Source organism: Mesorhizobium sp. B1-1-5 (assembly GCF_006443065.1).
Classification (GTDB): Bacteria; Pseudomonadota; Alphaproteobacteria; order Rhizobiales; family Rhizobiaceae; genus Mesorhizobium.
Genome location: NZ_VFWS01000024.1, coordinates 41,425 through 55,903 on the forward strand (window position 1 = coordinate 41,425; position 14,479 = coordinate 55,903).

Below are 14,479 nucleotides of genomic sequence, written 5' to 3' on the forward strand. Positions count from 1 at the left end.
TCCAAGGTTGGCGCCAGAAGCGCCCCGCTCAACCCACCGCCACCTCCAGCCACAGAGCCTTTTCGCCGAGCGTCGAAACCAGCCTTGCATGCGCCGCGCGGGGCGCTTCCTACCCACAGCGGAGGGGGTGGAGCGCCTCGCCAAGAAAAGCGGGTGTTCGAGGCCTACTGCACCGAGCCCACAAGCACAGGCTGGCCGTCGCGGATCGAGACCCAGCGTCCGGTGTTGTCGATCGCCTGCCGCTTGAGGAAGCGATAGCCGGTCGCGTCCCAGGCTTTGACCTTGTCGGTCAGGTTGTCGAGCACATAGTCGCCCTTGTCGGTGCGCACCGTCAGCACCGAATGGCCTTCGCCGTCGGGCTTGCGCACGACAGTGATCAAAAGGTCGGCCAGCGACATGCCCAGGCGGTAGAGCTGGCGGCGCTTTTCCAGCACATAGTCCTCGCAGTCGCCGTAGCCGTCGTCCGGATAGGCCCAGACTTCGTCCTTGCCGTAGTGATCGAGATCGCTCAGCGGCTTGACGGCGGCGTTGACCTTGGCGCTGACGCTGACCAGCCTGCGCCACAGGCCGTCCGTCATCGTGGCCGGCCCGAGATTGACCGGGCGGATGTTGCATTCGCTGGGATGCGATTTGCAGAAATCATAATGGCCGATCGGCTGCGACGTCAGGCCGCCCGTGGCCATCGCGCCCGCCGCCCAGGCCGGCACCGCCCAATGCGCAGAGATCGCCAGTCCTGCGACTGCACACAAGCGCAGAAGCCGCGTCATCGCTGAGGAAGTCATTGTCCCCGCCCTGTTCTTTATTAACGAAACGTTAAAGGCGATTTACAGTCCGTGTCAATTGGAGACGACGGTCAGTGTGGCGGGATGGTTACCTGCGCGATCCCGTAGCGGCACTTTCGCAACAGAAGCGCGGATGCAACACCGCTGGCCGCCAGGTGGCGGCTAGGCTGATGCCGGGCTCCGGAGTTCAGCTTTTGGCGGAACGAACCAGTTTCGGCTTCGCCGCCACCCGGTGCTGGCGGCCATAGCTGGAAATGAAGTCGACGATGCGCGGCACGATCTCGGAGCGGAAGCGCGAGCCGTTGAAGACACCGTAATGGCCGACGGCCGGCTGCACGTAATGCGCATGCCTGTCGACCGGGATGTTGATGCACAAATCATGCGCGGCCTGGGTCTGGCCGAGACCGGAAATATCGTCGTTCTCGCCCTCGATAGTCAGCAGCGCGACGTTGCGGATCGCCTTCGGATCGACCGGCTCGCCGCGATGCGTCATCTCGCCCTTCGGCAGAGCGTGGCGCACGAACACGGTGTCGACCGTCTGCAGGTAGAACTCCGCCGTCAGGTCCATCACCGCCAGATACTCGTCATAGAAGTCGCGGTGCTTTTCGGCGCTGTCGCCGTCATGCTTCACAAGGTGCATGAAGAAGTCCTTGTGCGCGATGATGTGGCGGTCGAGGTTCATGCTCATGAAGCCCGAGAGCTGCAGGAAGCCGGGATAGACCGGGCGGCCGAAGCCCGGCACCGGCCACGGCGCCGGCATGACGACATTGTCGCGGAACCAGTCGATTCCCTTTTCCTTGGCCAGAAGATTGACCGCGGTCGGGTTGCGGCGCGTATCGACCGGTCCGCCCATCAGCGTCATGGTGGAGGGCACGAAGGGATCGCCGCGCTTTTCCATCAGCGCCACCGCCGCCAGCACCGGCACGGAAGGCTGGCATACCGCCATCACATGCGTGTCGGGGCCGAGCGCGTGGAACATCTCGATGATGTAGTCGACATAGTCGTCGAGATCGAAGCTGCCTTGCGCTGCCGGCACCATGCGGGCATCGACCCAATCGGTGATGTGCACGTCGGCATGGGGCAGCATCGCCTCGACCGTGCCGCGCAGCAGCGTCGCGTAATGGCCCGACATCGGCGCCACGATCAAAAGCTTCGGGTCGGGCTTGCGGCCGGCGGGCAGCGCGCGCTCGAAACGGATCAGGTCGCAGAAGGGCTTCGACCAGACCGTCTTTTCGGTGACGCCGACGCTTTTCCAGTCGACCACGGCCTTGTCCAGGCCGAACTGCGGTTTGCCGTAGCGACGGGTGGTCCGCTCGAAGAGCTCCGCGGTCGCCGCGACCGAGCGGCCGAAGGGGGTGTGGGAAACCGGATTGAGCGGGTTGGAGTAGAAGAGCCGCACCGCGTCGGCATAGAAGCGGGCCGGCTGCAACGCCGCATGGTTCATTTCGTAGAGCTGGTAGAACATCGCGAACCCCGCTGCCGTCCGACGACCAAAAGGACGACGAACTGCGCCGAGCCTTGAATGTCTCCTGGCGAGGTTAACAAGATATTGTTGCGATGCAATACGTCATTTTGTCTGACGAATGCATCTTTCATTCAACCTGTTGAAAACCGGCATTAAGCGGCCGAGCCGGCTCAATGTGCGCTGCCGAAATGTGAAGGATATGTGTCCGGCTCCCTCATGCCGGGGATTGGTCGAAACCGTCCAATCTCGTCATTCTATGGCGGAGCTTCGCTCCTGCTCCGCCCTGGAATGACGAAGAGCGGCTCAGACGCGCGCCATGCAGACGGCGGTATGGCCCGAACCGATGAAGCCCAGTTGGCCGGCGGCGCCGCGGGAAAGATCGAGCATGCGCCCCTTCACGAACGGACCGCGATCGTTGATGCGCACGACGACGCTGCGGCCGTTGTTCTTGTTGGTGACCCGAAGCTTGGTGCCGAAGGGCAAGGAGCGATGGGCTGCAGTCAGTGCCGAGGGGTTCATGCGTTCCCCTGAAGCGGTTCTGGAATGCAGCGCATACCAGGAAGCGCGGCCGCATTGCGCGGCGGCGGAGGAGGCGGATGAGGCGCCGGCCATCAGGCCAGCCGCGATCGTTACCGCGACAAGCGCAGTCTGGTTGGTTTTCTTCATGCTTTGGGGATGGCTCCGTTAGAGATATGCCCCGCCGATATGTGCCGAATGAGGCGGGAAATGCGGCATTGATCTGGCGGTTCCATGGCGACAGCACACGTTTGGAGTCGCCGCGAAACAGTTTGTCATGATATTCACAGCCCCGTTAAGGCGTATTCTCAATGAATATCGGGCCGGCATACGGGACATTCTGGACAAGATCGGCCCACAAGATTTGAGGTACTGAGGGACGGAACTGCTTCGGTTCCTCGACGTCTTTTGTTGCGTCTCCATTGCTGTTCAGGATCGACTTCCGGAGAGGGTCCAGCCGATGCGATTGATCAGGTTTGTGCTGGCGCTGATTGTGCTGGGGCTGGGTGCGCTGTGGTCGCTGCAAGGCCTCGGTCTGGTCAAGGGCAGTTTCATGACCGGGCAGACGCAATGGCTCTATATCGGCCTCGTCACCATGCTGGTCGGCGTGGTCGGCCTCCGTTGGGCGACCCGCTCGCGCATCTGACCTTGCCGGACGGGCGGAGACGGCTGGCGGTCACATTCGCCGGAAAGCAGCATCCTTGCGCATTGGCTGAGCGTCTCTTCGTCATTCTAGGGCGGAGCAAGGAGCGAAGCGACGCGCGCAGACCCTAGAATCCATTCCGTGATATAGAAGCGATGCGGCGGTGCAGACTATCCGGTGTCGCGAGGCCTTCGTCTGCACCGGGGTGCCTATCATGGATGTAACGGCATGGATTCCAGGGTCTTCGCTCCGCTTCGCGTCGCTCCGCCCTAGAATGACGAAGGAAGATGGTCGCCGCCCTCCCACAAGCACCCCAGCGAACGAAAAATCCGCCTGTCATCTCATCTCGGCAAACCCATGCTCCAAAGGGCGTGGCAATTGGGACTGCGATTTCGTGCTTGGCACGGTTAGTATAGTAATCTTATCAACATTGGGAGTGAGAGAACGATGCGCGACCTTCAAAAGACCGTTCCGGCGATCGTTCGTGGCTCGCGGCCGAGGCCGCCCGCGGCGCTCGCCCCGCGCTGATCGCTCAAGTGACGTTTCGGCTAGCAATCATGGTGGGACGCGGCAACTCCATCATCATTGTCGGGGGCGGCGCAAGTGGCGTCGTGCTGGCCGCGCATCTGTTGAAGTCGCCCAATCCGGACCTGCGCGTCACGCTGATTGAGAAGCGGCCGCATTTCGGCCAGGGCATGGCCTATTCGACTCTGCTTTCGGCGCATGTGCTCAACGTCAACGCCTCCGGCATGAGCGCCTATGCCGACGACCCGACGCATTTCGCGCGCTGGGTGCTGGAACGCGGCCTCGCCAAGCCGGACCAGGGACCATTCTATGCGCCGCGCAGCCTCTACGCCCGCTATCTGCAGGATGTGCTCGAGGGCCTCGAGGAGCGCGAGCGCGACACCGGGCGTCTCAGGTTGATCCGCGAGGAGAGCCTGTCGATCGCGCCGACCTCGTCGGGCGTCGAGGTCGCGCTTGCCAACGGCACCAGCGTCGTGGCGCATCTTGCCGTCCTGGCCACCGGTCATGACGAGCAGCCCGGCGCCTTCCAGGGCCACGCCGTCCGGATGGGGACGGAGGCCGACACCGCGCTCGATCCTGAAGCCCAGGTGCTGCTGCTCGGCACCGGCCTGAGCATGGTCGACGCTTTCCTGTCGCTGGAGCAGCGCGGCCATCGCGGTTCGATCGTCGCGGTGTCGCGGCGCGGCCTGCTGCCGTCGCCGCACCGCAAGGGTAATCCGATCAAGCTCGATATCGCCGATATTCCGCTCGGCACCCAGCTTTCCTATTTCGTCGGCTGGTTCCGCAACCTGATCCGCGAGACCCAGAAAGCCGGCGGCGACTGGCGCGACGTCGTCGATGGTCTCAGACCCTTCAACCAGACGATCTGGCAGAATTGGCCGTCCTCGGCCAAGCGCCGCTTCGTCGAGCACACCAAGGCCTGGTGGGACATCCACCGCCACCGCATGGCGCCGGAAGTCTCTGCGCGCGTCACCGAGGCGGTCGCCTCGGGCCGCATCCGTCTCGTCGCCGGCAGGGTGGTGGACATAGAACCGAACGGCGGCTTCGTCGTAAAAATCCAGCCGCGCGGCACGCAGGACGTCGAAACCGTGGACGTCGCCCGCCTCTATGATTGCATGGGCATCGCCCGCGACATATCGCGGACGTCGAACGGCGTGGTGCGCTCGCTGGTCGAGCGCGGCCTGGCGCGTCCCGATCCGCTGCGCCTCGGTCTCGATGTCACCGCGAAATGCGAGCTGATCGCGGCCGACGGCACGGTGTCGTCGAAGCTGCTCGCCGTCGGACCGCTGACGCGCGGCACCTTCTTCGAGATCGACGCCATTCCCGACATCCGCGTGCAGTGCGCGAAGCTGGGCAAGCAGCTGCTCGGATAAGGCTTTAACCGCCAAGCGCCTCACAGACGAGGCGGGCGGTTTCGGCGCCGGAAAAATTCTGCTGCCCGGTGATCAGGTTGCCATCGCGCACGGCAAAGCCGCGCCACAACCCGGCCTGGATATAATTGGCGCCGATCGCCTTGAGCTCGTCCTCGATCCGCCACGGCATCAAATGCTTGCCGCGTTCGAGTGCCCGCATCGCCCAGGTCGCGTTGTCGGCAAAATCCTCCTCGACATTGGCAAAGCCGGTCACCGTCTTGCCCGCGGCAAGCTGCGATCCATCGGCGCGTCTGGCATAGCGCAGGATGGCGGTGCCGTGGCAGAGCGCGGCGGCCACCTTGCCGGCCTCGTGGAAAGCGACGAAGGTTTGCTGGAGACCGGTCGCGCTTTCATAGGTGAACATCGGCGACTGGCCGCCGGCGACGACGATGGCGTCGAAGCGAGCGACATCGATCTCGGCCACCGGCCGCGTGTCGTCGACCAGCGCCTGGAGCTTCGGGTTTGAAATGAAACCGAGCGAGATGAGATCAGTCTCCGAATAGCCCGACGGATCGCGCGGATCGCTCAGCGCATCAGCTTCGCACTTGCCGCCGTCGGGCGAAAAGATCTCGACCTCGTAGCCGCGCTCGGTGAAAGCGAACCAGGGGTGGGTGAGCTCGCTCCACCAGAAGCCGACCGGCCAGCCCGTTACGGTGGAGACGGACGGATTGGCGATCACGATCGCCACCCGCTTCGGCTCGCGTACATTGACCGGATTGGGGTCCCGAACACTCATTTTGCTCTCCCTTTTATGAAGTCGTCGCCGACAAAGCCGGGCACGGCAATCTGGCCATATGGCGGGGTAAATTCCGCTTTTGCCGCGCGCGGCCCTTGCCTAGGATCGGCGCATGACACAACGTGGTAGACTCTATGGCTGTCCGGTCGAGTTCGCGCTCGACGCGCTCGGCGGCAAATGGAAGACGGTGATCATCGCGCGGATCAAGCAAGGTCCGCTGCGCTATTCCGAATTGCGCCGGCTGATCCCTTCGCTTTCCGACAAGATGCTGACGCAGCGCCTGGCCGATCTTGTCGAGATCGGCTTCGTCACGCTCGAAACCTCGCCGGATGGCAAGGCGCGCTACGCGCTGACCGAGCGCGGCCGCGACCTCGCAGCGGCGCTGCAGGCACTCTACGACTGGGGCATCCTGCATGGCCGCGCCGAGGGCGTGCGCTTCCGCACCGACATCGAAGCAGCGGCCTAGCGCAATTCCAGGAAAGCGCGTAGCGGTTAGGCTCGGCGACTTCGCCGTAGCCTTCCGTCCGCAATTGCGTAGAAACAAGGCCTCTGGCCTGAGATCAAGCGGCATCGGCAAGCGCGCCGCAGAAGCCCGCGACATCGGTGACGACGGCTTCGCCAAGAAAGCGCAGCGTCGCCATCGAGCGGTCGCGCGCTTCGCTGTTGCCGAAGCCGCAGGCGTCCTCGATTACGACGGCGACGAAACCGTTGTCGGTCGCCTGGCGCGCGGTCGGCTCGATGCCGATCTCCATGGCGATGCCAGCGAGCGCCACCGCGCGAACGCCGCAGTCACGCAGCGCAAAGCCGAGCGAGGTGGAATCGAAGGCCGACAGGGTCAGCTTGTCGAACACCGCCTCGTCCGCGCGCGGGGCGAGTTCCGGCACGATCCGCGTCGCTTCGGCATCGCGCGGGAACCATGGCTGGACCGCGTCGGGGCTATCGCGCCGCTGCCAGGCCATGGCGGTGCGCAGCTGCGTGGCGCCCATCCATTTTTTCGGCAGCGACAAATGACGCGTGAATGCCACCCGCATGCCGGCCGAGCGCGCCGCTTCCAATGCCGTGCCGGTGCGTTCGATGATCGCCGCGGCGCCTTCGACCTGGCGGCAGATGCCGATCTGCATGTCGTACACGACCAGCGCCATGCGGCGCGGATCGCACCATTCGGCCAGGCGCTGCGGAATCTCGATGCCTTCGCCAGAGCGGATCATGCCGCCGTCCGATCCCAGGGTTTGGCGATGTCGACTGTCGGGTCGAACAGGAATTCCAGCGGCAGCGGCGCGTCGAAAGCGATGAAATGCCATTCCAGCAGCCCGGCCTTGGAGAGCGGGAAATCATCGGTATAGCGCATGGCCTGCTCGACGCTGTCGAGCTCGAAGACGATGATGACGCCGCCGACATCGGCGCGCGCATAGTTCTCGCGCACGATGCCTTGCTTCCACAGCCGCCATACATTCGAGACTTCGTCGCGCAGATAGGGCCTGAGATCGTCGAGCGTGACGCCAGGCTTGAAATTGTCATAGGCAAGAATCTTCATCGGCCGCTCCTTGGCACTTGCTGTCCACCCTCGCGCTTCGTTCGGCTAGCATGATGGAAAAGGCATCGGCAACGAACGACATGGTGCGTTGAACAGGCTCTCGAGCTGGGCCTCCGTGTCGCTTCATTGAGGCAAAATGCGGCCGGTCATTGCCGGCATGGAGGAACGAGGATGACCATCGAAAGGTTGAACCCGCGAGGCATGCACAGCAACCCCGCCTATTCGCAAGGCGTGTCGCTGCCTGCTTCCGCGCGCATCGTGCTGGTCGGAGGGCAGAACGGCGTCGATGTCGAAGGCAACATCGTCGGCAAGGGCGATCTCGCGGCGCAGACGACGCAGGCGCTGGCCAATCTCGCCAAGGTTCTGGAAGCTGGCGGAGCGACGCTGGAGAATCTCGTCAGCCTGTCGGTCTATATCGTTGGCGACCAGGATATCGCTCCGGGCTTTGGCGCCTGGATGGCGTTCTGGGCCAACCGTGCTCCGCCGCCCATCATCAAGGCACTGCGTGTTGTCGGCCTCGGCAATCCGGACTTCCTGATCGAGATCGAGGGCCAGGCGGCGATTGCGTAGACTCCTGCTTGAAGGGACACACTACGCGTCCGTGAAATTCCATTCCTCCACTCGCCGCCGGATTGGCACGATCTATCTTCTTTCCTGATGAAAAGGGCTGGACAAGACAGGGCGCGCGATCCGCGAAACCGGAATGGTTTCCCGCGGCCCCACGCGCGAGATTGCCGACATCCCTCTCGAACTGCTTCGATGGAGCACTCAAGATGAGCGAGCAGACAAAAGTGGCGCCGCAGCGCGCGCGCATCAACATGTCGAGATTGCGTCCGCCTTATGCTTCGGTGCTCGACCTGATCGGCCAGACACCGGTCGTCGAGCTGACCAAATTCGACACCGGCAAATGCCGCCTGTTCATCAAGCTCGAAAGCCAGAATCCCGGCGGCTCGATCAAGGACCGCATCGCGCTGTCGATGATCGCGGCGGCCGAGACATCGGGCGCGCTGAAGCGCGGCGGCACTATCGTCGAGGCGACCGCCGGCAATACCGGCCTCGGCCTCGCCCAGGTGGGCATCCCGAAAGGCTACCGCATCGTCCTCGTCGTGCCCGACAAGATGTCGCGCGAGAAGATCCAGCATCTGCGCGCTTTGGGCGCCGAGGTGCGCATGACCCGCTCCGATGTCGGCAAGGGCCATCCCGAATATTACCAGGACATGGCCGAGAAGATCGCCGCCGAGACCCCCGGTGCCTTCTATGCCAACCAGTTCGCCAATCCGGCCAATCCCCTGGCGCATGAGACGACGACCGGCCCGGAGATCTTTTCGCAGCTCGATGGCGATGTCGACGCGGTAGTGGTCGGCGTCGGCTCCGGCGGCACGCTCACCGGCCTCGGCCGCTTTTTTGCGAAACACTCGCCCAAGACCGAGATGGTGCTGGCTGATCCGGTCGGCTCGGTGCTGGCGCCGCTGATCAAGACCGGCAAGATGGAGGAGGCCGGCAGCTGGACCGTCGAAGGCATCGGCGAGGATTTCGTGCCGCCCAATGCCGACCTGTCGCTGGTGAAAAAGGCCTATTCGATTCCCGACAAGCAGAGCATGCTGGCGGTGCGCGATCTGTTGTCCAGGGAAGGCATCCTGGCCGGCTCGTCCTCGGGCACGCTGCTGTCGGCAGCACTTCGCTATTGCCGCGAGCAGACGACGCCAAAACGCGTCGTCACCTTGGTCTGCGACAGCGGCAACAAGTATCTGTCGAAGGTCTTCGACGACATCTGGCTGGCCGAGCAGGGCCTTGCCGATCAGGAACAGCATGGCGATTTGCGCGACCTGGTCATGCGCTCGCCGCGCACCGGCGACATTGTGACCGTTGGCCCGGAGGAAACCCTGCTCAACGCCTATGGCCGCATGCGCCGCTCCGACGTTTCGCAGCTGCCGGTGCTGGACGAAGGCAGGCTGGTCGGCATCGTCGACGAGAGCGATATTTTAGCCAAGGTCGATGGACCCTATGACGGCCGCTGGGACCGTTTCAACGCGCCGGTGCGCACGGCCATGACCTCCAACCTGCACACGCTGCAGGCCAATCAGACGCTCGACGCGCTGCTGCCGGTCTTCGATCGCAACGAGGTCGCCATCGTCTTCGATGGCGAAGAGTTCATCGGCCTGATAACCCGTATCGACCTGATCAACCATCTGAGGCGCCGCGCAAAATGACTTCAAACGGCAAGAACCGCCTGGCCTTTTCCACCCGCGCCATCCATGGCGGCCAGAGCCACGATCCGCTGACCGGCGCCGTGATGGTGCCGATCTACGCTACCTCCACCTACGGCCAGCAGTCGCCCGGCGTGCACAAGGGCTTCGAGTATGCCCGCAGCCAGAACCCGACGCGCTTCGCCTTCGAGCGTGCGGTCGCCGACCTCGAAAGCGGCTCGGCCGCCTTCGCCTTCGCCTCCGGCCTGGCGGCGATCGGCACGGTGCTCGAGCTCCTCGATGCCGGCGCCCATATCGTCGCCACCGACGACATCTACGGCGGCTCGTTCCGCTTGATGGAGCGGGTGCGCAAGCGCTCCGCCGGCCTTGAGGTGAGTTTTGCCGACTTCACCGACCTCGCCGCGGTCGAAGCCGCGATCCGCCCGGAAACAAAACTGCTCTGGGTCGAGACGCCGACCAACCCGCTGCTGCGCATCGTCGACCTCGAAGCGATCGCAGCACTTGCCAGGCGCAAGGGGCTGCTCACCGTCGCCGACAACACCTTCTGCAGTCCCTATATCCAGCGCCCGCTGGAACTCGGCATCGACATCGTCGTGCATTCGACGACGAAATATCTCAACGGCCATTCCGACATGGTCGGCGGCGTGGCGGTCGTCGGCGACAACAAGGACCTCGCCGCCCAGCTGAAATTCCTGCAGAACGCCATCGGCGCCATTTCCGGCCCGTTCGATAGTTTTCTGGCGCTGCGCGGCATAAAAACGCTGGCGCTCAGGATGGAGCGTCACTCGTCCAACGGCCTGAAAATAGCGCAATGGCTGGAAACGCGAAAAGATGTCCGCCGGGTCATCTATCCCGGCCTCGCCAGCCACCCGCAGCATTCCATCGCCGTCCAGCAGATGCACGCCTTCGGTGGGATGATCTCGGTCGATCTCGACCGCGATCTGGCGGGAACAAAACGCTTCCTCGAACGCACCCAGCTCTTCACGCTGGCCGAAAGCCTCGGCGGCGTCGAAAGCCTGATCGAGCACCCGGCGCTGATGACGCACGGATCGATCCCGGCGGAGAAGCGTGGGGCGATAGGCATCACCGATTCGCTGGTGCGGCTGTCGTGTGGGATCGAGGACGGCGATGATCTGATCGCGGATCTCGAGCAGGCGTTGGGCGGGTGAGCGACCTTCGGGCAGCGTTATTGTTTAGTTACTTCAATAATGCGCAATAAAAGTGCGAGCGCGGCCACAGCGAACCCGCCCGCGCCAAAAAGGAATCCTGCTCGATCTTTCCAGGGCTCAAACCGTTCTTTCTTTTCCTTCCGGATCGCAGCCCGTACTGTGTGAATTCCGATGTCGGACAACAATGTTCGCGAATCGACCTCAGATTCGGCTCCCGAGTGCCAATACCGATAGAACGGGAGCCACATAGGTGCGTCCTCAGGGCTGGGTAGAGGAACTCCGAGGAGCGAAGATTGCTTAATTAGGTAGGTTGTGTGCAAAGCAGATAAATTTCTTTTTAACAGAGTTACCTGTTCTTCCAAGTAATCTACCGCCGACTTGTGTCGCATTCTCCTAGCATCAGCCAAGACGTCAAGCATGTCGCTTTCAGAAGCGTATATTTTATTCAAGTCATGCCTTAGCTCTTCATTCTCTTTTTCGATCAGAGCAGTGCTTTCCGTTCGTTTGCCGAGCAGAATGCTGACCGCGCGTCTCACGTCGCGCTCGTAACGAAACCATTCAATCACCCCCAACACAGGATGCTCCCTCCATCACTTTTACTATTCAGTTTACCACGGATACGAAATCCCGCTGGAGCGCGTGATCGAAAGTATCACCATTGCGAGAACACCGCCGCCTAAGCTGACACCCCTGGGAAGCCAACGAACACAATTCCCGGCTTTGCAATTTCAGATTACACTCCAAAGTGTAGGCATTTTGCGATCCCTGGAGGCGCCATGCGCGTGGTCGTGTTGGGTGGCGGCGTGGTCGGCGTCACCACGGCCTATCAGCTGCAGAAGGACGGGCACCAGGTCGTCATCCTCGAGCGCCAGCAACAGGTCGCTGCGGAGACCAGCTGGGGCAATGCCGGCATGATCGCGCCGGGGCATTCTTTTGTCTGGTCGTCGCCCAAGGCGCCGATGATCCTCTTGAAATCGCTGGTGCTGAAGGACCAGGCGCTGCGCTTCAAGCTTTCGACCGATCCGCGGCTCTACAGCTGGTCATGGCTGTTCCTGATGGAATGCACGGCCGGGAAGGCCAGGCGCAACACGCTGCTCAAGCATCGGCTCGCCGCCTATTCGCAATCCGTGCTGCACGAGGTCGTCGCCGACGAGGCGATAGACTATGACCGCAATGATCGCGGCATCCTTTATTTCTATCGCAGCCAGCAGGCGCTCGACAAAGGCGTCGAGCATATGAAGCTGCTCGAATCCGACGGCCAACTGATCAAGGTGCTCGACCATGACGCCATCGTCGCCCTCGACCCGGCGCTGACTTCCGCCAAGGAAAAAATCGCCGGCGGCATTCATTGCCCGACCGACGAGACCGGCGACCCGGCGAAGTTCACCCGCGCGCTTGCCGCGAAGGTGGCCGAGCGCGGTGGCGAGATCCGCACCGGCACGACCATCACCGGCATCGAGACGTCCGGCGACGATGTCTCCCGGGTGCTGACCGACAAGGGAAGCGTCAAGGGCGACGCCTATGTGCTGGCGCTCGGCTCCTACAGCCCGCTGATCGCGAAGACGGTCGGCATTAGCCTGCCGATCTATCCGATCAAGGGCTATTCGCTGACCATTCCGATCGGCAACCGTCCGGCGCCGCCCACCATCGCCGCGATCGACGAGCACAATCTGGTCGCCGTGTCGCGCTTCGGCGACCGGCTGCGCGTCACCGCTACGGCCGAGTTCGCCGGCTACGACACCAGCCACAAACCGGCCGACTTTGCCTTCATGAAGGGCGTGACCGAGGAACTCTATCCCGAAGGCGCCGACTACGACCGCGCCGAGATGTGGGCGGGCCTGCGGCCGATGACGCCCAACAATCTGCCCGAATTCGGCCGGCGCCGCCTCAGCAATCTCTATCTCAACACCGGGCACGGCCATATCGGCTGGACCATGTCGCACGGTTCGGCCCGCATCACTGCCGACCTGATCGCCGGCCGCAAGCCGGCGATCTCGATGGACGGAATTTTGAACTGAGAGCATGATCCCGGAGGGGATCGACCAGGAAAGGGAATGCCATGTCAGTCAGCGCGGCCGCTACCCGCCCTCAATCGCCAGGGCCGATCGATTTGGGTGTGCTGCCGTCGAAGATCGACGGCGGCCTCGCCTCGCGCGCGGCGATCGGGCTCGCGATCCTCGCCACCGACCAGACGCTGGAGCATGAGTTCCGCGCCCTGATCCGCATTCCGGGCGTCGCCTTCTACGAGGCGCGCCTGTTCAATGACAACGACATCACGCCCGATACTTTGCGCGCCATCGGCCCGCGCATCGCGCCCACCGTCGACCTCATCCTGCCCAGCATCCCGCTCGATGTCGTCGGCTTCGGCTGCACCTCGGCCACCATGACGCTCGGCGAGGAGGCCGTCTTCGCCGAGATCAGGAAGGCGCGGCCGAGCGTCGCCTGCACCACCCCGGTCACCGGCGCTTTGGCCGCCTTCAAGGCGCTCGGCGCCAGGGGCATCGGCCTGCTCACGCCGTATGCACCGGAGATCAACCAGGGCCTGGTCCGCTATTTCACCGGCCGCGGCCTCGAAATATCAGCCGTCGCCACTTTCGACCGGCGCGACGACCGCGAGGCGGCCCGCATCTCGCTGGCCTCGATCGAGGCGGCGGCTGAGACCATGGCCGCCGTGCCGGGGGTGGAAGCGATCTTCATCTCCTGCACCAGCCTGCGCGTGGCTGAAGCGGTGGCCGAGCTGGAGCGGCGCATCGGCGTTCCCGTCACCTCCTCCAACCACGCCATGGCCTGGCACTGCCTGCGGCTTGCCGGCATCGATGACGTCGTGCCGGCCGGCGGACGGTTGTTTGCGCTACCGTAGCGGCCGGAATGGGGCTGGCGCTGCCGCCCGCCCACTTGGGGGTGGCTACCCGCTCACCTTGAAGAAATCCACGAACGCCCTGAGCGCTGGCCGCATCTGCCGGCGGCTCGGATAATAGACGAAGAAGCCGTCGAAGGACGGGCACCAATCCTCCAGCACGCGGATCAACCTGCCCTCGGCGAGCGGCGCCTTGACATAATCCTCGAAGACGAAGGCAAGCCCGGCGCCGTCGACTGCCGCCTGGGCGATAAGATGGTCCTCGTCGAGGATCAGCGGCCCTTCCACCGCGATCTCGATTTCCTCGCCGTCTTTCTCGAACTCCCAGCGGTAGAGAATGCCGCTGGAGAAACGGAAGCGGATGCAGCGATGGCCTGCGAGATCGCGCGGATGACCGGGCTTCGGCATGGAAGCGAAATAAGAGGGCGCTGCGACCGCCGCGCCGCGGATGTCAGGCCCGATCCGCACCGCGATCATGTCGCGCTGCAGGCTTTCGCCGAGCCTGACGCCGGCGTCGAAGCCGCCTTCGACCACATCGGTGAAGCGATCCTCGATGACGATCTCCAGCACGATGTCGGGATAGGCGGCGGCGAAGGCGCCGAGCCGCGGCGTCAGCACTAGATGCGCAGCGGT

16 protein-coding genes are annotated in these 14,479 nt (G+C 63.5%); 8 read left to right on the top strand and 8 right to left on the bottom strand.

The genetic code is table 11. From position 1 onward, the window contains the following. Positions 1 to 164: 164 nt before the first annotated feature. The 3 genes from FJ980_RS11295 to FJ980_RS11305 form a co-directional block, all read right to left on the bottom strand. Positions 165 to 782, bottom strand: a complete 618-nt coding sequence (locus FJ980_RS11295) for a transglutaminase-like cysteine peptidase (protein ID WP_140542962.1) — start codon at positions 780 to 782, stop codon at positions 165 to 167. A gap of 187 nt (positions 783 to 969) precedes the next feature. Beyond that, complete coding sequence (locus tag FJ980_RS11300) at positions 970 to 2,247, bottom strand: polyhydroxyalkanoate depolymerase (RefSeq protein WP_140542963.1); 1,278 nt, start codon at positions 2,245 to 2,247, stop codon at positions 970 to 972. Positions 2,248 to 2,550: 303 nt separating this feature from the next. Continuing rightward, positions 2,551 to 2,913 (bottom strand): septal ring lytic transglycosylase RlpA family protein, encoded by a 363-nt coding sequence (locus FJ980_RS11305; RefSeq protein WP_095767965.1) that lies wholly within the window; start codon positions 2,911 to 2,913, stop codon positions 2,551 to 2,553. Positions 2,914 to 3,223: 310 nt separating this feature from the next. Here FJ980_RS11305 and FJ980_RS11310 point away from each other — a divergent pair, with 310 nt between their 5' ends. After that, entirely contained in the window at positions 3,224 to 3,409 is a 186-nt protein-coding gene (locus FJ980_RS11310; protein WP_140542964.1) for a hypothetical protein, read from the top strand. 554 nt (positions 3,410 to 3,963) lie between these two features. Continuing rightward, complete coding sequence (locus tag FJ980_RS11315; protein WP_140542965.1) at positions 3,964 to 5,304, top strand: FAD/NAD(P)-binding protein; 1,341 nt, start codon at positions 3,964 to 3,966, stop codon at positions 5,302 to 5,304. 4 nt (positions 5,305 to 5,308) lie between these two features. On the opposite strand, the gene FJ980_RS11320 is transcribed toward FJ980_RS11315, so the two are convergent. Next, a complete protein-coding gene (locus FJ980_RS11320; RefSeq protein ID WP_140542966.1) occupies positions 5,309 to 6,079 on the bottom strand; it encodes a type 1 glutamine amidotransferase domain-containing protein in 771 nt (256 codons plus the stop codon). Between the two features lie 112 nt (positions 6,080 to 6,191). On the opposite strand from FJ980_RS11320, the gene FJ980_RS11325 reads away from it, so the two are divergent. Next, positions 6,192 to 6,545, top strand: coding sequence for a helix-turn-helix domain-containing protein (locus tag FJ980_RS11325; protein WP_140542967.1), 354 nt, complete (start codon positions 6,192 to 6,194; stop codon positions 6,543 to 6,545). Positions 6,546 to 6,639: 94 nt separating this feature from the next. On the opposite strand, the gene FJ980_RS11330 is transcribed toward FJ980_RS11325, so the two are convergent. Both FJ980_RS11330 and FJ980_RS11335 read right to left on the bottom strand, forming a co-directional pair. After that, the gene (locus FJ980_RS11330) at positions 6,640 to 7,287 is read right to left on the bottom strand and encodes a cysteine hydrolase (protein WP_140542968.1); all 648 of its coding nucleotides are present in this window, start codon (positions 7,285 to 7,287) and stop codon (positions 6,640 to 6,642) included. Continuing rightward, positions 7,284 to 7,613, bottom strand: a complete 330-nt coding sequence (locus FJ980_RS11335; protein ID WP_140542969.1) for a hypothetical protein — start codon at positions 7,611 to 7,613, stop codon at positions 7,284 to 7,286. Before FJ980_RS11335 ends, FJ980_RS11330 begins: the two co-directional genes overlap by 4 nt. A 171-nt stretch (positions 7,614 to 7,784) precedes the next feature. On the opposite strand from FJ980_RS11335, the gene FJ980_RS11340 reads away from it, so the two are divergent. The 3 genes from FJ980_RS11340 to FJ980_RS11350 all read left to right on the top strand — a co-directional run bounded on the left by FJ980_RS11340 (position 7,785) and on the right by FJ980_RS11350 (position 10,989). Beyond that, positions 7,785 to 8,183, top strand: a complete 399-nt coding sequence (locus FJ980_RS11340) for a RidA family protein (protein ID WP_140542970.1) — start codon at positions 7,785 to 7,787, stop codon at positions 8,181 to 8,183. A gap of 248 nt (positions 8,184 to 8,431) precedes the next feature. Continuing rightward, positions 8,432 to 9,823, top strand: a complete 1,392-nt coding sequence (locus tag FJ980_RS11345) for a pyridoxal-phosphate dependent enzyme (RefSeq protein ID WP_140542980.1) — start codon at positions 8,432 to 8,434, stop codon at positions 9,821 to 9,823. Then, positions 9,820 to 10,989: a cystathionine gamma-synthase gene (locus tag FJ980_RS11350; RefSeq protein WP_140542971.1), complete on the top strand. Its 1,170-nt coding sequence runs from the start codon at positions 9,820 to 9,822 to the stop codon at positions 10,987 to 10,989. Before FJ980_RS11345 ends, FJ980_RS11350 begins: the two co-directional genes overlap by 4 nt. Before the next feature lie 17 nt (positions 10,990 to 11,006). Here the strand turns inward: FJ980_RS11350 and FJ980_RS11355 are convergent, their stop codons facing one another. Continuing rightward, positions 11,007 to 11,561 (bottom strand): hypothetical protein, encoded by a 555-nt coding sequence (locus tag FJ980_RS11355; protein WP_140542972.1) that lies wholly within the window; start codon positions 11,559 to 11,561, stop codon positions 11,007 to 11,009. 204 nt (positions 11,562 to 11,765) lie between these two features. Here FJ980_RS11355 and FJ980_RS11360 point away from each other — a divergent pair, with 204 nt between their 5' ends. Next, positions 11,766 to 13,007, top strand: a complete 1,242-nt coding sequence (locus tag FJ980_RS11360; RefSeq protein ID WP_140542973.1) for a D-amino acid dehydrogenase — start codon at positions 11,766 to 11,768, stop codon at positions 13,005 to 13,007. A gap of 41 nt (positions 13,008 to 13,048) precedes the next feature. Then, entirely contained in the window at positions 13,049 to 13,849 is an 801-nt protein-coding gene (locus FJ980_RS11365; RefSeq protein ID WP_140542974.1) for an aspartate/glutamate racemase family protein, read from the top strand. Between the two features lie 45 nt (positions 13,850 to 13,894). Here FJ980_RS11365 and FJ980_RS11370 read toward each other — a convergent pair. Beyond that, positions 13,895 to 14,479 (bottom strand): LysR substrate-binding domain-containing protein (locus FJ980_RS11370; RefSeq protein ID WP_140542975.1); only part of this gene is annotated, 585 nt, incomplete at its 5' end.